Below are 20,923 nucleotides of genomic sequence, written 5' to 3' on the forward strand. Positions count from 1 at the left end.
GATGGATGCATCAATGATATTGGGATCTCGAAGAATGCGGTGGTGACCGAGCCCCCGGGTTTTTACGAGTTTTGCGTCAGGCCATTTTAAGGTGATTTCCTCTGCATCCGTGACGGGAACAAAAAGGTCCTCTTCATCATGATAAATCAAGAGATCTGGACGAATCTCATTTTGAAGCGCGGTGCCTTTCAGGATTTCAAAGGTGTGGCCCATTCTCTTTTCAACTTGGCCCTTAAAAATGTCTGCACACTCAGGGCTGATTTTTAGAAATCGTGCGAACCTGTCTGCACCATGTCTGGCGTTGACGGGACCGAGAAATACAACCCGTGGAACATGAAGACCACTGCGTAAAGCATACATCGTGCCTGCGGCACCGAATGAATGTGCGATGATTCCGTGCAAGGGACCAAAGTGTCGCGCCATTGCGGTGACTGCATCGGCAAAGCTGACGAGTGATGCTCGTTTACCGAATGAGTCGCCGTGACCACGTGAGTCGAATGTGACGACTCGGTGGCCAGAGTCGACCAACGGCTTTATGAATGCGCCGAGTTGGCTACCGCGCCCGTCCCAGCCGTGAACCAAAAGAACCGTCGGACCTGTTCCCCAAACCCATGCCTTCAGGTTTCCCATCCCTGACGGGACGGATTGAGAAATACCCGAATCTAGCCACTTTACTTCACGACCAGGCCGTTCGCTCCGTCTCGGTAGGGACCATAAAAGCTCTGCGAGTTGGGCGGTTTCCACAGGCCGTTTGTCACTGAGCCAACTTACAATCCTAGCTGCCTGGTTTGCGCGTTTACGGCGCGCCCGGATGATCCGTTCACGGTTTCTCTTCTCCGTTCGAACGGTCGTGCTTTTTTCTCTTTGGCGTGCTGATTGGGTCATGATGATTTCACTTTCATTTACGTAAGTGTGCGGGAGGACTGGAGGAGGTTTTCGAAGGCTAGAGTTGCTTGTGCTCGCGCCTTGGTATCGCGAAAGAGGCGAGCGCGAACATTGTACTCGAGCATGTAAGCGTGCATGGCGTAGGCGAATTGGTCGGGATCAACATCTTGCCGGAAATGACCTTGGTCCACAGATATTGCCGCGGCTTTTCGCAAAGTTACAATCCAGTCAGCAATGAGGCTGGCCAGTACCTCGCGAACAGGTCCTGGGCGGTCATCAAATTCAGAAGTGCTTGAAACAAACACACAACCACCTTCACGCTCTTTACTTTCCGACCAATCAAGCCAGTTTTGAAAGAGTCCTCTTAGTCTTGGAATACCGCGGGGCATCCGGATGGCTGGCCGAACAATCTCACTGATAAAGCAACTTGAGCCCTGGTTGAGGATAGCGATCTGAAGACCTTCTTTGGAGCCAAAGTGCCCGAAGAGTCCACTCTTCGACATGCCAACATCTTTGGCGAGACCTCCAATACTTAGGCCGCTCAATCCGGTACGCCCCGCTTGGCGCAGCGCTTCTTCTAAAATACTTTGTTTGGTTTGGTTGCCTTTACTCATGGTCTCTTTCCGTGCGAACGGTCGTGCTTTTATTGTGACAGCTGGGTGCCGATTGGTCAAGCCGATTTGAATGGTATCCCTTGATGAACGGCGTGAGTATGATAAAGCTTAATCTTATTAGAGGCTTAGCTTGTATGGGATGTACGGGGAGAACCATCCATAGTTGTCGAGGCAGTCAAAGCCAGCGTAGAAAACAAGCCGATGGAGACATGCTGTGGCACTCGAAACACAAGATTTGCCCTCTGAAACCTCATGGTCCGTTCATGAGGTATCTATTCCCGTTCGGAAATCGACCTACAAAGGTGGCAAGCATTTGGGCTTTCATCGCTGGTTCCGTCTTACGCCCAGTTTCGGCCCTCACTTGGTTCAGCATCTTCTTGGTAAGTTAGGTGCTACAGGTAAATCCATTGTTCTTGACCCTTTTTGTGGCGCAGGAACCACACCGATTGAATGCAAGCGACAGGGCCTTGAAGCGTACGGGATAGAGATAAATCCCATTTTGCAATTCGTCGGGCAGCAGAGCCTCATGTGGCAACATAATCCTGAAAGTCTTCGCATCGCATTGGGCCGTTTAAAGCGCCGGTTCCAAAAAAGTCGCCGTCGTTTAAAAGGGTTGAGCTTCGAGGAAGCCAAATTAGAGATGCCACCGATTCACCGAGTGGAGCGGTGGTGGCGCAAGGATGTTCTTAAAGACCTTCTGATCCTTAAGCAATCGATAAGCTCAGGTCGCCTCGCCCAAGAGGGAGAACGTGATTTCTTTAAGCTTGCGCTTGCCGCGGTTCTTGTTCCTGATTTAACGAATGTCACTTTGGGACGGCTGCAACTGCATTTTGTAGACCGTGACCATGACGAGATTAACGTATGGAAAACCTTTGAGGAACGCGTGCAGTTGATGATTGCTGACCTCGACGAGCTTGAACCAGAGAAGAGAGTTACGAAACAAAAAGTTTACCGTGCCGATAGCACAAAGCTTGATCCTCAGGATTATGATTGGCGGGCGGATTTAGTTATCACCTCGCCTCCGTACCCCAACCGTTATAGCTATGTATGGAACACGCGACCTCATCTGTACATGTTGGATTACATCACTGCGAAGAATGAAGCGGGGATACTCGATAACCAGACTGTTGGTGGAACTTGGGGCGCGGCTACAACACGCCTTAAAAAAGGGGTAATCGAGCCAGCTTATCCCATTATCGACCTGCTGATATCTCCGCTCGCCGAACGTATCCGCGAGACCGACAATCTGATGGCTAACTACTTGATGAAATATTTTAACTTACTTGCTAGGCAGCTAATCGCCATGGACCCACTTTTGCGTAACAAGGCCAAGATAGCTTACGTCGTTGGTAACTCGTGGCTCAAAGGTGTGTACATCGAAACCGATACCCTCTTGGCACGACTTTTTGAAGGTCTGGGCTACGGTGTAGACGGCGTTGAAAGATTTCGGCGCCGGAACAGTGGTAAGGATTTATTCGAATCCATCGTTTATGCCCACAAGGTTTAGTTCGATTCTGAGTTAAGCTCGGGCCGGGCGTATGGCTACAGTTGCTTGGGCATTCATGACCACCCGTTCTTCTTTATCGTAATTGGTGACTTTGACGGGGATATCCATCGAGTTTCCGTTTTTTGCAGCTTCAATGATTTCAGACACGGCCCCTGGTTCGATTTCTGCTTTGGCGATGACGGCACCCCAGGCGGGCCTCACGTAATCGAGTGTGGCGCCCTTAACTGTAATGTGTGTGCTCTTCAGGTAGGGAAGAATGTGCCCTAAGACGATACTAACCGCTGCGGCTTCTCCAACACCCCATTGAATGGGAGCATTTACTGAACCGGTATGATTTAAATGTTCAGGTTTGGGATCCAGCTTAAGGGATAAGGTGTTGGGGCTATGCCCTGCGATGGTTGCTCCGAGGAACTTTGCCCAAGGTATTTGCAGAGAATCCGGGAAGGATGAAGCATCGAAATCGGCCATAATTACCTCTTGGTTATCTTGTGGAAGAACAATACGACAATATGCAAAGCGTGTAGAGCCTGAACTTGTAACAATAGTTGAACGGGTACTTCGAAGTGCCTACAAAATCCTAGGTGTTGCCGAGAAGACTGGAAGTGTTCGCCATAAATGGGTAATCCTTCCGTATGCAGTCAAAGATACCAAAAGAAGTTAAAGCCGTGGTTACAGGTGGCGCCAGTGGGCTGGGCCGGGCATTTTGCGTGAAACTCGCAAGCCCTGGAGCACGTCTCGTTGTAGCAGACATTGATGAAGAAGGTGCTCGCGAAACCATGAGGTTGGCTCAAGACTTAGGAGCCGAGTGTCTATTTGTTGCCACAGACGTCTCAAAATGGGAAGAGGTGGAACGCTTGGCTCTGAAGGCCCATGAATGGCTGGGCTCGGTTGATCTAGTGGTCAACAACGCCGGGGTTGGAGTAAGAGGTTCTCTTGAGAAAGTCTCCCTTGAAGACTGGGAATGGGTGATGGGAATTAACCTCTGGGGAGTCGTCTACGGTTGCCGAGCATTCATTCCGGATATGAAGGCCAACGGCAAAGGAGCAATCATCAATATCGCATCTCTTGCCGGTTTAGCGTCAGCTCCGAAGATGGGGCCCTACAATATTAGCAAGGCGGCCGTCGTATCGTTGTCTGAGACGCTCTACGCAGAATTGGCACACAGTGGGATCGGGGTCAGTGTGGTTTGCCCGTCCTTTTTTCGGACAAATATTATGAAATCGGGAAGAGGCGACCAACCTCCCAAGGTGCGCGCTTTAGTCGACAAGTTGATGGACCGGTCCAAGGTACAGGCCCCAGAGGTAGCGGCAGCTGCTCTCAGCTCAGTTTTCTCCGGTAAACTCTATGTGGTGCCTATGATGGAAGCGCGTTTGCTATGGCGTTTCAAGCGGCTTTTTCCTGGATTTTTTCAGCGCCGGTTCGCTTTGCCGAAGCGAAAATAGACCTCGGGAACTTTTTTGAAAAAATTTCATGTCAGTCGTAGGTTTCTTACCTACATAATGCCGTGACAAAGCCGCTTGAAAATTGCTAAATTTATCAAGGGTTTCCAAAACCGGAGGGGAGGGCTGCTCCAAGAGCTTTAAAAAAAATGGCGCAAACTTTATTTGAGTCTGCCCTGCCTATTTTTCTTCCTCTAAATAATCGCTATTATGGGGATGGCTGAATAAGCCGAGTGAGTAGGGTCGAATAAGTTAGACGGAGCAGCATCAGGATGAAGGGTCGAAGTGGAAGCCCAGGAGCCGGTTCGGGCAGAACAGCCAACACGGTCGTAAACGCAATCAATGCATTAGAGAAAGCTCTTTTAACCGCCGTTAAGGATGGCGGAAAGCCGTTGGGCGCAAAAGAGATTCATGCCGTGGTGCGAGCTTTTAAGGCCAAGCCCCAGAGCGCCGCCCCGCAAGGAGAGCCGCCCAGTGCAGGGTTTACTAAGCTTTTGATTGCACCTTTTGCGGATGTGATTGATGACGGTGTTGAAGTATCCCGAGAGGCGATACCGAGGGGCATGATACCTGCCTTTGAAAAAGCGGTTGATATGCTTTGCGGCGAGGAGACGGTTTTTAAATGCCGTGGACGTTGTAAATCGTTAACTGCGCATCTTCAGAGTCAGGATTACACGCCAGTAGGCCTGAAAGACAAAGTGGTCCATGATACCACTGGCTTTAAAGTTTTGACCTATCTCCTATCGAAGATGGTTATGAAGTTTGAAGATTTCGATGCTCGTCGTGAATGGATGATTCGCTTTATCAACGACCAACTCAAAGACGTTGATGACCTGCCCACGCTTTCACGGCGTGATGATAAGTGGACCTTTGGCGAGGATTCATTCAATAAATTGTTTCGAGCGATTTTAGTTGATGTTGGCTCCGATACTCAGAACGAGTTGATGGAAAAAGTATACGAGATTGTTTGGAACTCCCATGATGCCAAAGGCGTGAAGGTTGCGACTTCTTTTATGCGCGCCCTCGGGGCGGATCACTCTCACAAGACAGATTGAGTCCGTTGCGCCTCGGCGTCATTCTTGGGCCTTTCCAGATAGCCAGCCCTGATTGAAGTTCGACGGATTCGCGGAAATTCCAGTTAATCTTGTTCTTGGACGTAGGAGCTATCAGACTTTCTGAAGTCTCCAAGCCGCCTTCTATGGCGGTAAAACGGGGTCAGGCCTGAGCGTTCGTATTTTTCTGCACGCGACGATCTCCTGAGTTGAGTGTGTTACACATTGATTTCTGTGAATTCCATGGCGGGAATCCCTTGCAAGTGAATAGTAAGGGATTCTACTTTCAATCTTTGGTATGAGTTCTTCATCCCGCCTCAATTTCCCTCGTGAAAAGGCTCGAATCTTTCCTGAAACTCTACTTGAAAACCTGTAGGGCGTACCTATCTTCTTGTGTCCGCAAGAAGCCGGATCGAAGACTGAATCAGAGACGTGCCCCCGTCGATGAACCAGCACCAGGAGCCCCGAGGATGAAATTAGTAGAAGCATTCCCGACAGGATCACCCACCCCGTCAGGACAGTTTAACATCAATATGATCGAACGAGCCGCACCACGCCGTTCAAAGCCCTCTGCACAGAAGATCGCCGACTCTTGGCGCCAGGCCGACGAATCACTGGGTCAAGTGACCAGCGCCATGCTTAACGCGGCTCAAGCACCCGGTGTTCTGGGAGAGGCTGCCAAGTATCAACTCGGTGGAACAGCTAAACGTCTCCGCGCGCGGATGGCGCTTGCCCTAGGTCACGCATTTCAAACCGACCTAAATACGGTTGTAAAAATCGCCGCAGCTTGTGAACTCCTACATGAAGCTTCGCTGGTACATGACGACTTGCAAGACCAGGACACGATGCGGCGGGGCCGAAAAGCAGTTTGGGTGGCCTACAGTCCTGAGTTGGCTATCACCTTAGGTGACTGGTTCATCAACCAAGCGTACGATGTGATTTTGTCTGTTGACGTATCAGCCACGACCACCCGTCAATTGGCGCGCTCACTGGCAAAAGCCGTCGGCGATACAGTCCGCGGCCAGGCTATTGAAAACGAAGCCAAAACGAACCTAAACGCAACAACTTCTGATTACATCGACATGGCCGCTGGAAAGACAGCTCCGCTCTTGGCATTCCCACTGGAGGCCGTTTGTGCCGTTGCAGGAAGAAGCCAGCGAGAGTGTGCAGCTATTCGGTCAGGCTTGGAGTGTTTGGGCGGCGCCTATCAGCTCCGAGACGACCTCATTGACCTGTTAGGCGACAAGGGACGCGGCGACGGCGGAGCCGACCTCGTTGAAGGTAAGGCGACCTTGCCCGTGGTGGTGTATTACCGCGATGGTTCGGCGGAGCAGCGGCAGAGCCTTGAACGCTTTCTAAAAAGCCCACGCGAGGAACGCGAAAATCAAGTCGCATTTTGGGTCCAAGAAATTTTGAACAGTCGCGCCTTTGATGAAGTGCGCGACACGGTCGACGGACTCATGGATATGGGATTTCGGTACCTGAATGATTCCCCGGTTGAAGTGTCGATGCTTTGTAAGCGTCTTTTTGGGAAGCTTATCGGCCCTGTAGAGCGTCCAACAAATTCAGAATCACGCATTAAAGAAAATCGCGGCGGTATAAGCTGAAATGTCCGAAACCAAGCATCATGTAGACTACGCCATCTTAGGCGGAGGTATGGCGGGGCTTACTGTAGCATCTGCACTGGCGCCTCGGCTTGAAGAGGGTGAACGCTTGGTAGTTGTTGAGCCACGCGAAGACTATGGCCACGACCGTACATTTTGCTACTGGGATGTTGCGCCAATCGAAGCTGACCAAGCCGTGAAGCATCGCTGGAAGCGCTGGTCCGTGCGATCTGGTGGCAGAACTGCAGTGGTTGAATCAGAGAACTACAGTTACTCCTACGTGCCTGCTGATGCTTTCTACCAGAACGCCCTCACTAACATTGCAAAGCATTCAGGTGCTGAAGTGCTACTTCAGAGCCGGGCCTTAAATGTTACGGATGGGGACGAGCAAGGCGCCCGAGTTTACACTGATAAGACATCGTTCGATGCCCGGTGGGTATTTGATACAAGACCGCGTCAGTCGCTCATTGAAGCTGCGGGAACTCTTCAGCATTTTGTTGGCTGGCACCTTCGCTTCGACAGACCCGTATTTGATGAAACAACCGTAACTCTCATGGATTTCGATGTTCCGCAGGATAAGGGTTTACATTTTATGTATGTGCTTCCGTTTTCCAAAAACGAAGCCTTGGTAGAATCTACGTTTTTCTCACCCACAGTTCTTGAGCATGCCGAATACGAATCTTACATCAGGGACTACCTGTGTGAGAGGTTCGATGTGGATGCCGAGACTCTCGAAAATGCTGAGATTATCCGAGTGGAGCGGGGCGTCGTGCCTATGTCGCCAGCTACGATTGTTCCACCTAAAAATCCAGCGTGGCATCTTCTCGGCACACCGGGTGGCTTTGTAAGACCGGCCACGGGTTATTGCTTTCATGCGACGGGGCGTTTTGCCGTTGAGCATATAGATTGGTTGATGAAGCCACGGACCAACGTTCCGGCCTTACGCGGGAAGGGCCTAAACTGGCTTGATTCAGTTTTGTTGGCTTATTTAGACCGAGCACCGGAGCAGGCACCGGATATTTTCCTTCGACTTTTTGAGCACGTCGACTCAGACGCGCTTGTTCGTTTTTTAAGCAATGTAGGCACGCCGTCTGATGTTTTGGATGTGATGCGAGCCATGCCGGTTTGGCCATTTGTGAAAGAGGCAATGCACCAAAGCTTCGTCTCTCCAACGCAGATCATAGAACCTTCACACGTTTCGATTTAGGAGTAATGTAATGAGCACAGAACATGCAGTGGTAATTGGTTCGGGAATGGGCGGGATGGCCGCAGCTATTCGTCTACGTGCACGGGGTTATGCGGTAACGCTTCTAGAGGCGAATGACCAGCTTGGAGGCCGGGCGTCAACATGGACAAGCGAGGGATTTCGTTTCGATGCAGGTCCAACGGTTGTGACCGCTCCCTATCTTTTCGACGAATTGTTTCGGCTCGTCGGCCGTGACCCGAAAGATTATTATGAAATGCAGCCGGTTGATCCGTATTACCGGGTTAAGTTCGATGACGGCAATAGCTTTGATTATGTTGGAGACGAGGAGAGAATCCTGTCTCAAATTGAAAAGCTGAGTCCACAGGATGTAGACGGCTACCGTCGTCTGGCGAAGCATTCAGAAGAAATTTTCGATATTGGTTATACAAAGCTTGCAGACGTGCCGTTCGATACAGTGGGCGAAATGATGCGGGCTGCCCCCCACATGATACGGTTGAAGAACTACCGCAGTGTTTACGGAGCCGTTGCTTCATACATCAAAGATCCACGGCTACGTCAGGTCTTTACGTTTCAGCCGCTCTTGATTGGTGGTAATCCATTCAATTGCCCGTCTATCTATCTTCTAATCCACTGGTTGGAGAGAAAATGGGGCGTATGGTTTCCAAAGGGCGGAATGGGTGCGTTGGTTGCGGCCATGGGACGCCTGATGGATGAAATTGGGATTGAGGTTAAACTCAATAGCCCGGTTGAGCACATCGACGTTATCGACGGTAAAGCTAAGGCGGTTCGGTTGGCAGGCGGGTCCACTATTAATTGCGACTTGGTCGTAAGTAATGCCGACCCAGCGGTAGTTTACACCAAACTCATTGATGCTAAGCACCGCAAGAAGCACACCGATCGAAGTGTGAATCGAAAGCGTCAATCCATGAGCCTCTTCGTTGCGTATTTTGGAGCTGAGGGAAGCTGGAAAGACACCGCGCACCACACTATCTTACTCGGATCTCGTTATAAGAAGCTTCTCAATGAAGTCTTCAACAAGCGGACTTTGGCAGATGACTTTTCGCTGTATTTGCATCGTCCAGCTTGGACTGACAAGAGCTTGGACCCAGAAGGTGGCGAAGGATTTTATGTCTTGTCGCCGGTGCCGAATCAAAAGAGTGGTATCAATTGGGAAGAAACTGCACCTCAGTACATGGAAAAGATAATGGATTATCTGGACCAAGGAGAGTTGCCGGGTATTAAAGCCAAGCTCAAGACAAGCTTTCACATTGATCCACGGCACTTCGAAGGACCGCTGCGGTCGAAAGATGGAGCGGCGTTTGGCGTTGAGCCAATTCTACGTCAATCGGCATACTTTCGTTTCCACAATAAGTCACCAGACGTGGGTGGACTTTACTTTTGCGGGGCGAATACACACCCAGGCGCTGGACTGCCCGGTGTTCTATGCTCTGCAAAAGTTCTGGACCGTGTTTTGCCTGAACCTGCTCATAAGCTGGATATTCCACCGGCGAGCCGAATTGTTAGTCCAGTTCGAGCGTCGGCATGACAGAAGGTAATCTAGCTGTCGCGAGCCGAGATGTGCTTGCACACCACGCTCGCTCCTTTCGATGGGGCGCTTGGTTTTTACCGGCCGGCACTCACGATGAAGCAGCGATTACTTATGCTTTCTGTCGCCTGGTCGACGATGTGGTTGATGAAGCAGAGAACGAAGAACTTGCGACCGAGGGCGTTAAGCAGCTTGAGGCTGAATTACGCGAGGATGTAACACCGACAGCGTTGGTAGCTGGCTTTGCCGAAGTCATGGAACGAGATGGTGGTTCTTTAGAGCCGGCATTCGAGCTTATTAAAGGTGTGCGCTCCGACTTGGGAGAGCAAATTCTACAAACTCCCGCTGAGCTACTCACCTACTGCTACAGAGTAGCCGGTACAGTTGGCTTGATGATGTGCCAAGTTTTACAGGTCAAGGACAAGCGTGCCTTGCCGCACGCTGTAGATCTGGGCATCGGGATGCAGTTAACAAACATCGCGCGTGATGTGCATGAGGATGCGGGCCGCGGACGGGTCTATATTCCGGCACAAGTGCTTGATGGCGTAGGGATAACGTCTGCTCAGGTACTTGATGGAACCGCCGACCGAGAAAAACTGGCCGAGGCCGTTGAATGGCTTTACCGGCTTGGTGAACGTTATTACGTGAGCGCTGAGCGTGGTATGCGGTTTATTCCATGGCGTTCCAGGCTGGCAATCTTTGTTGCAAGCCGAACGTATAGAGCGATTGGTGTAAAGCTTGCGCGTCGTAAGTTTGACGCGATGGCCGGACGAGTCGTCGTTAGCTGGTACGAGAAAGTTTTTTGGGTCGGGCACGGAATCTTCGGCGCGTTTAAAACATTACTCTCAAAGCCATATGTTAATCACCGTGCAGAATTGCATCGTAACCTTCAGGGCATGCCAGGCTGTAGCGCGCGCTAATGGTTCACTCTCGCTTTAATATTGATGTGGGTAATCGTGGATTACTTGCGGCAGGACTCATCTTTCTTGGATGGACCGCGACGCTGTGCTTTTTCGTTACACGCCCCCTGAGCATCAATGACATCGTGTGGATCCCTTTTGCAATATGGCTACGAACCTTTCTCAATGTGGGGCTTTTTATAAGTGCCCACGATGCGATGCACGGCACCCTCTATCCAAAATCTTCAAAGGTAAATCATGCCTTTGGTGCCGTTGCGGTGGCGCTGTACGCCGGTTTTTCCTATAGGAATCTCCTTCAAGAGCATCACAAGCATCATAATCTGTCGGGTACACTCGAAGATCCCGATTTTGCCAATAGCTACGACCATGGATTTTTCCGATGGTTCTTCACCTTTATGATTGGTTATTGCTCAGTCGCACAGCTAACGAGAATCTTTGCAATGTGTGTGGCTCTGCTTTTAATCGGTCTTGATCCGGTATCTGTCGTCTTGTTCTGGGCGGTACCAGCGATATTAAGCGCCGTGCAGCTCTTCTATTTTGGAACTTACCGACCACACCGGGTTGAGGCGGAAATTTTCGCTGACGAACACCGGGCGCGCTCCACTCAATGGGGTCCGGTCTATTCTTTCCTGACCTGCTACCACTTTGGATACCATCTTGAGCACCATCGCTATCCTTGGGTCCCTTGGTGGGGACTTCCCAGTATTCGTGGTGAGGCAAAAGAACTCGGGGTCACTTCGTTAAATCCTACGGACGCTTCTTAGCTTAAGTATAATATACTCAAGCGAACGCAAGGGCCAGCAGCCAAACCCACATAAGCGAAATGACCAGCAGCGAAATGATAAACACGAGGGCACGCTTGCCTAGCTTGTTGTGTGTTAATTTCACTTGAGCATGCCAAGTACGAACCAAGACAAAGGTGGTACCAAGCCCGAGAAGGATGGGGTCCACCAAATTGAGAACCATCGCTGCGAGGCAAACGACGTAAAATAAGATGGGTGTTTCGAAAAAGTTAAGAACCAGCTGGTCGCTTTGCAGTACTTCACGTGGCGGCTTAGGACCCTCCATCGTTTTGAAGTAGGCACCGCTTACTTTCCCGCCCTTTACGGCTTTAAAGCGTCGGGTGCGAGCTAATTGCATGACCCCGAAGGTTAGAAGGGTTTGGGCAAACATCGGCAACAACATCCATCTAGGTTCCATGTCTAGACTCCTTTTGAATCAGCGCAACTATGAGCAATACCGGTGAAAAGGTGGTTGACTCTTGCTCTTGTCAGACCCACTTTATGGGGAACGCTTTAGATTGAATGGATTAACATGGAAAAATCAAGACTTTTACTCTGGGATATCGATGGAACATTGATTCTAGGCGGAAATGCTGGCTCCAAAGCGCTTAAAAATTATTTTAATAAACGCTATGGCTGGAGTGATATGGGCTCAGCGATGGTTGTTCATGGAATGACAGATCCGGGCATCGTTCAAGGAATTTTTGACCACTTTGGTCACAAGGCCCAGCCAGGCGAGATAGACGAGGTCCTTCGGGACTACGTCGAAATCATGCGCGCAAATATGGAAGGCTTTGAAAGCTCCAGGCTGCTGCCAGGTGTGCCCGAAATACTAACCGTACCCAAGGGACAAGGAATGTGCTTACAAGGGCTTCTCACGGGCAACGTGGAGGCTGCGGCCGAGCTTAAGTTGGCTCATCATAACTTGTGGGACGACTTCGAGTTTGGAGCGTATGGCAGTGACGCCATCAAGCGCGAAGATTTGGTTCCTGTGGCATGGGAGAGGGCGAAGCAGTTATCTGGGCATGACTTCAAGCCCGAGGAAACCTGGATCATTGGCGACACCATCCGCGATCACCGAGCAGCGAAGCATCATGGTGCCAAGGTTGTGTTGGTGCGTACAAATTCGGCCAAGGGTTCGGCTGAGCTAGACGAATGCGGCGCTGAACTCGTAATAGACGACCTCACTGCCTATGACCGATTCTGGTCAACCATATGGGAGTGAGAGCTCGGCTAGGTTGGTTTAGCTACCGGCCCGAAGTGCATCGAGTTCGTCTTGTAAGTCGGATATCTCTTTACTCGCTTCCGCAAACTCCTTGATCTTGCCATTGCGCTGAAACTCAACCGAAATAGCCATCTTCTTCATAATTTCTTTTTCCAGCTTGCCGGCGGGGTCTTTCTTAAAAAATCCAAACATGATGTACCTTTCAAACTAATACTAATCCCTAACTAGTGTGCCGCTTTCTGTTTTGAACAGGGGAGACACCCAACTTATTTTCTGTGTTGTTGATTTTATTAGCTATATTTTGTTCACGTATTGTTTTTCTACCTTGATGTGCCCAAGTTAGATTATGAAACACATCCTATCGATTATCATTCTACTTACAGTGCTTCCCAGTGGCTGTATCCACTTCGACCGATCTGCGTTCCAAACTGTCGACTCAGTGAACCTGGAGAAGTTTATGGGGGATTGGTACGTGCTGGCCAATATCCCAACCAGTATTGAAGAGGGAGCGGTAAACGCCATTGAAAGCTATGCCATGCGTGAAGATGGTGACATCGACATCACGTTTAAATTTTACGAAGACAGTGTCGACGGAGAACTGCAAATCTATAAGCCAAAAGGCTTTATCGAGGATACGAAGACCAATGCAGAGTGGAAGGTGCAGTTTCTCTGGCCGTTTAAGTTGGCCTACCTAATCATCGGGCTCAGTGACGACCATGGATATACGATTATTGCTGGACCAAACCACGACTACGTTTGGGTGATGGCACGCTCGCCGGCCTTGAGCGATGGCGTGTGGGAAGAGATTAACGCTAATTTACGGCGCCAGGGTTACGACCTCTCTCGAGTCCAGCGGGTCCCGCAAATATGGCCGAAAATACCCGCAATAGAGGCACCAGCACTTGGCTCCACGGATAATCCGAAAGCGGTTCAGCCATGACTTTGGTAATCATCTGAGCTTGAGGTTATGCTCTCTTTCTACTTCTGCAAAGGGATGAACATGGCTTCGATTCGAATAGGGCTAGCTTTAGGAATATCGGTAATACTTTTGGTCGCAACTGGCTGCGGAAGTTCTGCGACCGACTCCGGCACCACCGAGAATAACCAGACAGAGGATGACGCAGGAGTTGAAACCGGCGACAACACGAACGATGAATCGGGTTCCGATACAATTTCTGGCGACGAAGTTGAGGGTGATGCCGAAAATGACACAGACACCGATACCGATACCGATACCGATACAAACTCAGAGCCGGGCGACGACTCGGTTTCTGAAGAAGATTTGGATGCGCTGAAGGTCGGCGATGAGTGGCGATTAGAACTCGTTGCCAATGCAAGCACGGGGTACGAGTGGACCGTGCAACCGGGAATGGATGAGAATGTGTTGGTGGTTGCCTCAAGCGAGTATGTGGGGCCAGGAGAGAGCGGAGGCGTGGGTTCTGGTGGAACTCAAGTATATATTTTTCGAGCCGTGGGCACTGGATCAACAAGCGTTTTGCTTCACTATGCTCGTTCTTGGGAACCAGACTCGCCGGCTGACACTTGGACATTTGATGTAACGGTTGTTGACTGACTCAGCACCTTGAAGTTCTAAAAAAAAAGCCACCTCATACGGGAGTATGAGGTGGCTTTCTCGTTTTCGCTACCCTTGAGTTATTCTACTACGAGAATACCCTTCATCATGGTGTAGTGACCTGGGAACGTACAGATGAACACGTAGGTTCCTGCTTCCGGGGCCGCAAACTCAATGGTGTCAGACTCGCCAGCTCCGAGAAGCTTGGTCTGTGCCAATACTTTATCCGCGCCGTCGGCTGGAATAAAATCTGTGGCTTTAGCAGCAATCGCGCTTGTTGCATAAGCGACTACGTCCGTGTCTTTCTTAAGAAGAACGAAGTTGTGGCCCATAACGTTTTTCGCCATTTTACCGGAGTGAGTTAGAGTTAGCTTCACTGTGCGTCCAGCAGCAACATCGATTCGTGTGAAGTTGTACTTCATCTGGTCGGTGCCTTCGAGCTGAACGGTAACGACTTTACCGTCGTCAACAATTGCGGTTGGGTCGGTTGGTTTTTCGCCGGTTGGTGCAGCTGGTTTAGCAGGCTCTGCAGGTTTGGCCGGAGCTTCTGCCTTTGCAGGTGCTGCTGCTTCAGCTTTCGCTGGTGCTGCGGGTGCTTTCGCTTCTTCTTTTTTTGCACAGGCGGTAACGAGAAGTAGGCAAGATGCTAAAAGGATGATTCGGTACATAAATAGTCTCCTGATAAAAGTTCTGTTCTTCTGCTCGGCTGAGCGATGGACGAGGCTTGGTGGCTGATAGCAAGCTCGAATCTTTGGGTCAACGTTGGTTTAATCCTGTCTTTGTATCGAGGCTTCGAAGAGCCGCTGATTATCGCTCACTTAGGAGCATTTGATGTTTTTGTCATGGAAAACGCGGTCTTTTCTCAACAAAAGAACCGCCGCCCCGAACTTGATTCAAGTCGTGATTGGGCTTTATGACGTCTGTTTGTCACAGGTTGATTCTTTTCCAGCGGATGCACCGTCCAAGGTTGGAAACGCCGTCTTTGATGCCCGAGCTTGGGAATGAGTGACAATTAACCTAATACATTTCACCAGTTCATAAATTGTTAATACTTTAATGTACTTAGGAGCTTCGAAAATCGTCCAAGAAGTGCAGAAGGGGCCCTCTCTGGTGTTTTCTTCCGGTAGATTTAAGGTAGGAAGCCTACGTCTTGGTGCCGACGACGGCGGAATGCTGCCAGTGAAAATTCTTGAGACAATATGAGGACTTGGTCAGTTTTGAGGTCCTTTTTGTGAGATGGATTACGTTCGTAAAATTACTTCTGGAGGCTTGCTTGCCTGCTTGTGATCTTCATATCGATTCTCGTTGCCGAAGAGGCCATGGGGGCTCTTCTAGATGAGCAACTCACGAGCATTGGAAGTTGAGGGCCTTGTTGTCGGGTACCAAGGACGGGGACTTTTGCCCGGCTTTAACTGGACCGTGCACCAAAAAGATTTCTGGGCACTGCTGGGTTCTAACGGCAGCGGTAAATCTACCATTGTTAAAACTGTCTTGGGCCTATTGGATTTGGTCGGCGGAGACATATCGTATCTCACCGAGTCGGTCGGTTTCGTTCCACAACGGACGAGTCTTGATTTATCGGTTCCGGCGAGAGCCGTGGATGTTATTGAAGCGGGTGCCCTCCAAGGATGGAATTTTGTTAATCCCTTTTACCGTCGTGAGATTCGTGAGCGCTTGAAGAAAGTGGTTGAGGCTACGGATACGAACTCGTTGCTGAATGAGCAGCTTTCAAATTTGAGCGAAGGTCAAAAGCAGAGGGTGCTCATTGCGCGAGCCTTGATGTCAAATCCAAAACTACTCGTGCTTGATGAGCCAACGAGCGCCATGGACTATCACGCGGAGCGACGAATTCTTGATTTATTGGTGACGCTGCAGGATGAACTCGGTTTGGCCATTGTGATGGTGTGCCACAACATCGCTCTCGTTGCTGAGTATGCAACCCACGGCTTATTGGTAGACCGTGAGCACAATCTGATCATCGACGGAGATATCCGGGAAATCGCTTATGACGATGAGTGCCGGGACCACTTCGGTCTCATTATTCAGCAGGTGGTCGAAGAGCGTTTTGGGATCACTGAGTTACCGGAGGAGTTTCGATGAACGAGCTTCCCAGTTTCAGTGACTTCTTTGCCTCATGGGAGTTATTCTCAGGTGCTGTCTGGTCTAGTGTATTGGTCGGAATGACCTTGGGGCTCTTGGGTGTTTATATTGTTCTGGGCCGCATGGTGTTCCTCACAGCAGCGCTCTCCCAAGTGGCGGGCCTCGGTGTAGCCTTTTCGTATTTTCTGATAGCGACCGGTGGCGGATTTTTCGCTTGGTTGAGCCCTGAGCTTGGAGGCATTGCGTTCGTCTTTATGTGCCTGCTTTTGGCATTTCGTCTGAATGAGCAGGATAGGGTCGATCGCGATGCGATGCTGGGTATGCTCTTTGTAGCAGGTTCTGCGGGAACCTTGATTATTGGTGGGATGATTCCTCAGGAAATGACGGACATCCAATCGTTGCTTTTTGGCAGCGCGGTTGCGGTTTTACCGGAAGACCTCTTAGCGATTCTAGTCGTGGTAACAGGCGTTTTGATCCTACAGTTTTTTTGTTGGCGTGGATTTGTCGAAATTATTTACGACCCCGTAACAGCGCTGGTGCAACGGCTACCGACGCGCCGGTTACGCTGGGGGCTCTTGGGGAGCTTGGCAATGATGATTGCCATGAGCACGCATACGTTAGGGGCGTTGCCTACTTTTTCTTTTACGATTTTACCCGCGATGTTTGCTGTGAAGTGGGCCTCAAACGTTTTTCGTGCGATGCTCCTAGCTGCTTTGGTTGGAGCTGTGATGGGTTTTGGTGGTTATTTCTTGGCCTTTCGATACAGCTTTCCAGTGGGCGCGTCCCAGACAGCTTTGGGGCTTCTTTTGGTATGGTTCGGGAGTTTTCTACGCTTTGGGCTGATGAAGTTGTTTCCGCCCGCAGCCAGTGAAACGCAACAGGCCGCCGATTCTGCCGGACAAGGTCATCATCACCATCATCATCCGCATGGCTCAACTGACGACTCAAGGAGCGAAACTTCATGAGTTTACTGCTCGGAAGTTGTGTTGCGTTGGTTCTCGGACCACTCACTATTAAATTGACCGGGGCTCGGCCACGCGTGATTGCTGCGATGGATGGTTTTGTCTTGGTTGCCGTCCTCGGATTGGTTTTCCTGCATTTACTGCCTCATTCTGTTCTTGATGCAGGTACGGCAGCATTGGTCGCCGGTGGTATAGGCATTCTCATTCCGCTATTTTTGGAAAAAGTCGCTTCCAAGCCCTTCAAAGCCAAGGCCGTTCGCCCAGTGATGGTTATCTTGGCGTTGTTGGCTTTGGCGACGCATGGCTTGATGGATGGAGCGGCTCTTGTTGAGACGCATCACGACCATGAAGGCGGCCACGGCTTGGGACTTGGCGTGGGTGTGCTTCTGCACCGTATCCCACTGGGGTTAACGCTTTGGTGGATGGTACGTGGAGCTTTTGGTACTGGAGTCGCCATGGGTGTGCTCGGGGGCATGATGGCTGCAACTGCCGGTGGCTATTTCGCCGGAGAGACACTTATGGCAAGCCTTTCGCTTGAATCGATTGCAGTCTTCCAGGCCTTGATGGCGGGCAGTATTCTACACGTTGCTCTCGATTCACCTCCGGCACCATCGACAGAGTATCACAGCAACAGCCATATACTAAATATATCAGGCCTTGTGGGAGCAGTGCTCGGGGCAGGTGTGGTTTGGACGGTAGGTCGCCTGCACCCCATGTCAATCGCGCTTGATGGAGAACTCGAAGCATCAGAAACGTTTTGGACACTGATGCTGCAAGCTTCGCCCGCGCTCTTACTGGCCTTTTTAGGTGCGGGCCTTCTGCACGGGTTTATTAAGCCGAATTGGATGGATTTTCTTCGTTCTGGAGGTAGATTTAAACAAGCGATTAAAGGGGTGTCGGTAGGAATTCCTGTCCCCATCTGCTCGTGCGGTGTCCTGCCTTTTTATCGAAGTCTCATCGAGAAGGGTGTTCCGCCTGCGGCAGCGGTTGGTTTTTTAATTGCGACCCCAGAGCTTGGCTTGGATGCATTTTTACTTTCGTTTCCGCTTCTGGGAGCCGATTTGGCAATCACCCGTTTAGTGGTTGCTGCACTGGTTGCAGTACTTGTCGGTTGGCTTTTAAGCCGTTTTTTTGAGGATAAGCAAAGTGCTGTTGGAATTGAACATATGGGTGCTGAGTCGGTACCGATGGGTTCTCTTCGAGATAGGCTGCGCAATTCATTTCATTTCGGGTTCAGTGAGTTTGTAGACGATATCTTGCCTTGGGTGATTTTGGGAGTTGGTATCGCAACGGTTGCTGAGCCAGTGATGGAAGTGGCTGCATTTGGTTCTATACCAGATGTGCTTGAAGTTCCTCTCTTTGCTTTGGTTGGAATACCCGTTTACGTCTGTGCTTCGGGCGCAACGCCTTTGGGTGCCGTTCTTCTTCACAAGGGTCTTTCAGCAGGCGCCCTGATTGCGTTTTTAATGACCGGACCAGCTACCAACATCAGTACCTTTGGGGTCTTGCGAACGATGCACGGTAGCCGTGCAGCTTGGGCCTTCGCTCTTGGAGTGTTCGGGTTTTCGGTGGCATTTGGATGGGGTGTGAATGAGCTCTTGGTTGACACACATGGGGCAGAGATTCACGCTTGGGCTGACCAACACAGTACGTGGTGGGAAGAAACCAGCGTTGGGTTGGTTGGGTTGCTTTTTCTGTCTTGTCTTTGGCGACTCGGGCCACGAGGGTTTTTGGCTGCACTGGTACCGGGTCTACCGATGAGTATTAGTGCAGAAGGGGGAGCTTGTGGTTACCCTCATCATAATCATGCCCATCATCATCATTCGCATGAGCATAATCATGAGCATGAGTATAATCACGGAGATGGAGTAGGTCATGAACCTCACGACCATAAACAACCTTAAGCCTATCTCAATTGCTACCGAATTGTTAGAGTGGTAGCATCTATCGCACGCCGGCGGTTTAATCGTTAGGTGTTTTGTGGAAAGTAATTATGACTTCAGAAATTGAAAATACCGAGAACGACCATGCGCTTGATTGCGAACATGAGCTTTTGTCTTTCGAGGCGAGTACCGACAGAGTTATTGAGCGGGCGGCAGCTCTCTTGAGAGCGGCTGGAGATCCAGAGCGGCTGCGTCTACTGGAGAGACTTGGTCATGCTGAAGCGTGTGTTGGGGAGCTCTCAGAGGAGCTTGGGTGGGGAATGCCAACCATCTCTCAGCGGCTCAAGGTTCTGCATCAAGAGGAGCTGATTTCACGTCGACGAGACGGAAAGCATATTTATTACTCTCTTAACGACGACCACGTCCGTAATTTGCTCCAGAATGTGTTAGAGCATGTGAGCGAGCGACGTTAAGCACCTTCTGATTGTTTTGTTCCATACGCCAGTAAGTTCAAGACCTTTTCGCCTATCTTGGCCGCCGCTGTTGTCGCTGGTTTCGGTTCCATATTCTCAAGTTTGTTTAAAAGAGTCTGAGCATAGTCAGGGGCCCAGAGGTGAATCAGCTCCGCGATGATTCCCAATGGCATCATCACCCGTGGCTGGCCGGTCACGAGGGCTTCCAGGGTGCGTTCCGCAGCTGAATCAACGTGCATTGCAGTCACGTTGTTATAGAGCTCAGTTGGAGAGATCATAGGCGTGCGGACGAGGGGTAAGTAGACCTGTGTCATTTTAATATTCTGATCTTTGAGTTCAGCGGCCATGCAGCGGCTGGCGGCGTCGAGCGCCAACTTACTGGCGATGTAAGCTGAGAACTTGGGCGTTCGGACCTGGCAGCCCATTGTAAGAATATTCAGGATGTGTCCCTCGCCACGTGCCTGCATCCCTGGAAGAAAAGCCAAAATGAGACGAATAGAACCGAAGTAATTCAGCTCCATTGTGCGCCGATAGTCGTGCAGGCGGTCCGTGGATTCGGTAACAGGGCGACGTATGGAGCGACCTGCATTGTTGATTAGAATATCAACGCCACCAAGGTCTGCATTTACGCTCTCTGTAAGCTTTTTGGTGTCGTCATCTTCACTTAAATCGCATGTATAAATTTCGGCATGGCCGCCTCTGCGAGCAACTTCTTTTTGAGCGTTGAGCAGCTTGTCTTCGGAACGTGCCACCAGGATGAGCCGGGCACCGGACGAAGCAAGTTGTCGCGCCATCGCGAGGCCCACGCCGCTGCTGGCGCCTGTGATGAGGATACGTTTGCCGTTTACTGCTGCAGCGAGCTGTGTGTTTAGGTCGGGATTGTATTTCATGAACGCTCCATACAGGCAGTTTGTTGACGATGTTTGTACTTGGGGCAGATAACGCGACGAGTCAAGGGGGTGGGTGAAAAGCCTGCGCTTCGAGATGCGTTGAATATCCTTTCGCAAATCGGCGGATGGTTAAAACCTGCATGATTTCAAATCCTTAATCGATTTGTTCGAGCCTTCTTCATCTGCGAGAATCTGGAAGACGCTTGCACTTGTCGCATGGGCGTTGCCGTTGTGAATATGAGAAGAGGGGCGTGTTTGAGA

23 protein-coding genes are annotated in these 20,923 nt (G+C 50.5%); 16 read left to right on the forward strand and 7 right to left on the reverse strand.

The window, feature by feature from the left end; all coding sequences use genetic code 11:
• The coding region (locus tag HOK28_20675) for an alpha/beta fold hydrolase (GenBank protein MBT6435522.1) at window positions 1–885 on the reverse strand (885 nt) is incomplete at its 3' end.
• 17 nt (window positions 886–902) lie between these two features.
• The gene (locus HOK28_20680) at window positions 903–1,499 is read right to left on the reverse strand and encodes a TetR/AcrR family transcriptional regulator (protein ID MBT6435523.1); all 597 of its coding nucleotides are present in this window, start codon (window positions 1,497–1,499) and stop codon (window positions 903–905) included.
• A gap of 214 nt (window positions 1,500–1,713) precedes the next feature.
• Here HOK28_20680 and HOK28_20685 point away from each other — a divergent pair, with 214 nt between their 5' ends.
• Window positions 1,714–3,006 carry a hypothetical protein gene (locus HOK28_20685; protein ID MBT6435524.1) on the forward strand — a complete coding sequence of 431 codons (1,293 nt, stop codon included), beginning with the start codon at window positions 1,714–1,716 and terminating at the stop codon, window positions 3,004–3,006.
• Between the two features lie 12 nt (window positions 3,007–3,018).
• Here the strand turns inward: HOK28_20685 and HOK28_20690 are convergent, their stop codons facing one another.
• Window positions 3,019–3,474, reverse strand: coding sequence for a DUF4442 domain-containing protein (locus HOK28_20690; protein ID MBT6435525.1), 456 nt, complete (start codon window positions 3,472–3,474; stop codon window positions 3,019–3,021).
• Between the two features lie 164 nt (window positions 3,475–3,638).
• Here HOK28_20690 and HOK28_20695 point away from each other — a divergent pair, with 164 nt between their 5' ends.
• The 7 genes from HOK28_20695 (at window position 3,639) to HOK28_20725 (ending at window position 11,538) form a co-directional block, all read left to right on the forward strand.
• Window positions 3,639–4,448: an SDR family NAD(P)-dependent oxidoreductase gene (locus HOK28_20695; GenBank protein ID MBT6435526.1), complete on the forward strand. Its 810-nt coding sequence runs from the start codon at window positions 3,639–3,641 to the stop codon at window positions 4,446–4,448.
• Window positions 4,449–4,717: 269 nt separating this feature from the next.
• Complete coding sequence (locus tag HOK28_20700; protein ID MBT6435527.1) at window positions 4,718–5,500, forward strand: hypothetical protein; 783 nt, start codon at window positions 4,718–4,720, stop codon at window positions 5,498–5,500.
• A gap of 467 nt (window positions 5,501–5,967) precedes the next feature.
• Complete coding sequence (locus tag HOK28_20705; protein ID MBT6435528.1) at window positions 5,968–7,104, forward strand: hypothetical protein; 1,137 nt, start codon at window positions 5,968–5,970, stop codon at window positions 7,102–7,104.
• A gap of 1 nt (window position 7,105) precedes the next feature.
• Complete coding sequence (locus HOK28_20710; protein ID MBT6435529.1) at window positions 7,106–8,308, forward strand: hypothetical protein; 1,203 nt, start codon at window positions 7,106–7,108, stop codon at window positions 8,306–8,308.
• A 10-nt stretch (window positions 8,309–8,318) separates the two neighbouring features.
• Entirely contained in the window at window positions 8,319–9,854 is a 1,536-nt protein-coding gene (locus HOK28_20715; protein MBT6435530.1) for a phytoene desaturase, read from the forward strand.
• Window positions 9,851–10,774: a phytoene/squalene synthase family protein gene (locus HOK28_20720; protein MBT6435531.1), complete on the forward strand. Its 924-nt coding sequence runs from the start codon at window positions 9,851–9,853 to the stop codon at window positions 10,772–10,774. The genes HOK28_20715 and HOK28_20720 overlap by 4 nt, the downstream gene beginning before the upstream one ends.
• Window positions 10,774–11,538, forward strand: a complete 765-nt coding sequence (locus tag HOK28_20725) for a beta-carotene ketolase (GenBank protein ID MBT6435532.1) — start codon at window positions 10,774–10,776, stop codon at window positions 11,536–11,538. Before HOK28_20720 ends, HOK28_20725 begins: the two co-directional genes overlap by 1 nt.
• 16 nt (window positions 11,539–11,554) lie before the next feature.
• On the opposite strand, the gene HOK28_20730 is transcribed toward HOK28_20725, so the two are convergent.
• Complete coding sequence (locus HOK28_20730; GenBank protein MBT6435533.1) at window positions 11,555–11,974, reverse strand: hypothetical protein; 420 nt, start codon at window positions 11,972–11,974, stop codon at window positions 11,555–11,557.
• A 114-nt stretch (window positions 11,975–12,088) separates the two neighbouring features.
• Here HOK28_20730 and HOK28_20735 point away from each other — a divergent pair, with 114 nt between their 5' ends.
• Window positions 12,089–12,781, forward strand: coding sequence for an HAD hydrolase-like protein (locus HOK28_20735; GenBank protein ID MBT6435534.1), 693 nt, complete (start codon window positions 12,089–12,091; stop codon window positions 12,779–12,781).
• Between the two features lie 18 nt (window positions 12,782–12,799).
• On the opposite strand, the gene HOK28_20740 is transcribed toward HOK28_20735, so the two are convergent.
• Window positions 12,800–12,973: a hypothetical protein gene (locus HOK28_20740; GenBank protein MBT6435535.1), complete on the reverse strand. Its 174-nt coding sequence runs from the start codon at window positions 12,971–12,973 to the stop codon at window positions 12,800–12,802.
• 154 nt (window positions 12,974–13,127) lie between these two features.
• On the opposite strand from HOK28_20740, the gene HOK28_20745 reads away from it, so the two are divergent.
• Together HOK28_20745 and HOK28_20750 are read left to right on the forward strand one after the other, a co-directional pair.
• Complete coding sequence (locus HOK28_20745; protein ID MBT6435536.1) at window positions 13,128–13,721, forward strand: lipocalin family protein; 594 nt, start codon at window positions 13,128–13,130, stop codon at window positions 13,719–13,721.
• Between the two features lie 60 nt (window positions 13,722–13,781).
• Window positions 13,782–14,354, forward strand: coding sequence for a protease inhibitor I42 family protein (locus HOK28_20750; GenBank protein MBT6435537.1), 573 nt, complete (start codon window positions 13,782–13,784; stop codon window positions 14,352–14,354).
• 80 nt (window positions 14,355–14,434) lie between these two features.
• Here the strand turns inward: HOK28_20750 and HOK28_20755 are convergent, their stop codons facing one another.
• Window positions 14,435–15,022 (reverse strand): azurin, encoded by a 588-nt coding sequence (locus HOK28_20755; GenBank protein ID MBT6435538.1) that lies wholly within the window; start codon window positions 15,020–15,022, stop codon window positions 14,435–14,437.
• Window positions 15,023–15,185: 163 nt separating this feature from the next.
• Here HOK28_20755 and HOK28_20760 point away from each other — a divergent pair, with 163 nt between their 5' ends.
• The 5 genes from HOK28_20760 to HOK28_20780 all read left to right on the forward strand — a co-directional run bounded on the left by HOK28_20760 (window position 15,186) and on the right by HOK28_20780 (window position 19,772).
• Window positions 15,186–15,359 (forward strand): hypothetical protein, encoded by a 174-nt coding sequence (locus HOK28_20760; protein MBT6435539.1) that lies wholly within the window; start codon window positions 15,186–15,188, stop codon window positions 15,357–15,359.
• A 330-nt stretch (window positions 15,360–15,689) separates the two neighbouring features.
• On the forward strand, window positions 15,690–16,454 hold the full coding sequence (locus tag HOK28_20765) for an ATP-binding cassette domain-containing protein (protein MBT6435540.1): 765 nt from the start codon (window positions 15,690–15,692) through the stop codon (window positions 16,452–16,454).
• Window positions 16,451–17,419, forward strand: a complete 969-nt coding sequence (locus HOK28_20770) for a metal ABC transporter permease (protein ID MBT6435541.1) — start codon at window positions 16,451–16,453, stop codon at window positions 17,417–17,419. The genes HOK28_20765 and HOK28_20770 overlap by 4 nt, the downstream gene beginning before the upstream one ends.
• Entirely contained in the window at window positions 17,416–19,320 is a 1,905-nt protein-coding gene (locus tag HOK28_20775; protein ID MBT6435542.1) for a hypothetical protein, read from the forward strand. Before HOK28_20770 ends, HOK28_20775 begins: the two co-directional genes overlap by 4 nt.
• Before the next feature lie 89 nt (window positions 19,321–19,409).
• Window positions 19,410–19,772: a helix-turn-helix transcriptional regulator gene (locus HOK28_20780; GenBank protein MBT6435543.1), complete on the forward strand. Its 363-nt coding sequence runs from the start codon at window positions 19,410–19,412 to the stop codon at window positions 19,770–19,772.
• Here the strand turns inward: HOK28_20780 and HOK28_20785 are convergent.
• Complete coding sequence (locus HOK28_20785) at window positions 19,769–20,662, reverse strand: SDR family NAD(P)-dependent oxidoreductase (GenBank protein MBT6435544.1); 894 nt, start codon at window positions 20,660–20,662, stop codon at window positions 19,769–19,771. The two genes, HOK28_20780 and HOK28_20785, sit on opposite strands and share 4 nt — an antisense overlap.
• Window positions 20,663–20,923: the final 261 nt, after the last annotated feature.

Source organism: Deltaproteobacteria bacterium (genome assembly GCA_018668695.1).
Taxonomy (GTDB): domain Bacteria; phylum Myxococcota; class XYA12-FULL-58-9; order XYA12-FULL-58-9; family JABJBS01; genus JABJBS01.

Excerpts from the sequence above, each read along its gene's own strand:
- HOK28_20680 (MBT6435523.1), bottom strand. The coding sequence starts at position 1,499 with ATGAGTAAAGGCAACCAAACCAAACAAAGTATTTTAGAAGAAGCGCTG.
- HOK28_20690 (MBT6435525.1), bottom strand. The coding sequence starts at position 3,474 with ATGGCCGATTTCGATGCTTCATCCTTCCCGGATTCTCTGCAAATACCT.
- HOK28_20695 (MBT6435526.1), top strand. The coding sequence starts at position 3,639 with ATGCAGTCAAAGATACCAAAAGAAGTTAAAGCCGTGGTTACAGGTGGC.
- HOK28_20700 (MBT6435527.1), top strand. The coding sequence starts at position 4,718 with ATGAAGGGTCGAAGTGGAAGCCCAGGAGCCGGTTCGGGCAGAACAGCC.
- HOK28_20705 (MBT6435528.1), top strand. The coding sequence starts at position 5,968 with ATGAAATTAGTAGAAGCATTCCCGACAGGATCACCCACCCCGTCAGGA.
- HOK28_20710 (MBT6435529.1), top strand. The coding sequence starts at position 7,106 with ATGTCCGAAACCAAGCATCATGTAGACTACGCCATCTTAGGCGGAGGT.
- HOK28_20715 (MBT6435530.1), top strand. The coding sequence starts at position 8,319 with ATGAGCACAGAACATGCAGTGGTAATTGGTTCGGGAATGGGCGGGATG.
- HOK28_20720 (MBT6435531.1), top strand. The coding sequence starts at position 9,851 with ATGACAGAAGGTAATCTAGCTGTCGCGAGCCGAGATGTGCTTGCACAC.
- HOK28_20725 (MBT6435532.1), top strand. The coding sequence starts at position 10,774 with ATGGTTCACTCTCGCTTTAATATTGATGTGGGTAATCGTGGATTACTT.
- HOK28_20730 (MBT6435533.1), bottom strand. The coding sequence starts at position 11,974 with ATGGAACCTAGATGGATGTTGTTGCCGATGTTTGCCCAAACCCTTCTA.
- HOK28_20735 (MBT6435534.1), top strand. The coding sequence starts at position 12,089 with ATGGAAAAATCAAGACTTTTACTCTGGGATATCGATGGAACATTGATT.
- HOK28_20740 (MBT6435535.1), bottom strand. The coding sequence starts at position 12,973 with ATGTTTGGATTTTTTAAGAAAGACCCCGCCGGCAAGCTGGAAAAAGAA.
- HOK28_20745 (MBT6435536.1), top strand. The coding sequence starts at position 13,128 with ATGAAACACATCCTATCGATTATCATTCTACTTACAGTGCTTCCCAGT.
- HOK28_20750 (MBT6435537.1), top strand. The coding sequence starts at position 13,782 with ATGGCTTCGATTCGAATAGGGCTAGCTTTAGGAATATCGGTAATACTT.
- HOK28_20755 (MBT6435538.1), bottom strand. The coding sequence starts at position 15,022 with ATGTACCGAATCATCCTTTTAGCATCTTGCCTACTTCTCGTTACCGCC.
- HOK28_20760 (MBT6435539.1), top strand. The coding sequence starts at position 15,186 with ATGTTTTTGTCATGGAAAACGCGGTCTTTTCTCAACAAAAGAACCGCC.
- HOK28_20765 (MBT6435540.1), top strand. The coding sequence starts at position 15,690 with ATGAGCAACTCACGAGCATTGGAAGTTGAGGGCCTTGTTGTCGGGTAC.
- HOK28_20770 (MBT6435541.1), top strand. The coding sequence starts at position 16,451 with ATGAACGAGCTTCCCAGTTTCAGTGACTTCTTTGCCTCATGGGAGTTA.
- HOK28_20775 (MBT6435542.1), top strand. The coding sequence starts at position 17,416 with ATGAGTTTACTGCTCGGAAGTTGTGTTGCGTTGGTTCTCGGACCACTC.
- HOK28_20780 (MBT6435543.1), top strand. The coding sequence starts at position 19,410 with ATGACTTCAGAAATTGAAAATACCGAGAACGACCATGCGCTTGATTGC.
- HOK28_20785 (MBT6435544.1), bottom strand. The coding sequence starts at position 20,662 with ATGAAATACAATCCCGACCTAAACACACAGCTCGCTGCAGCAGTAAAC.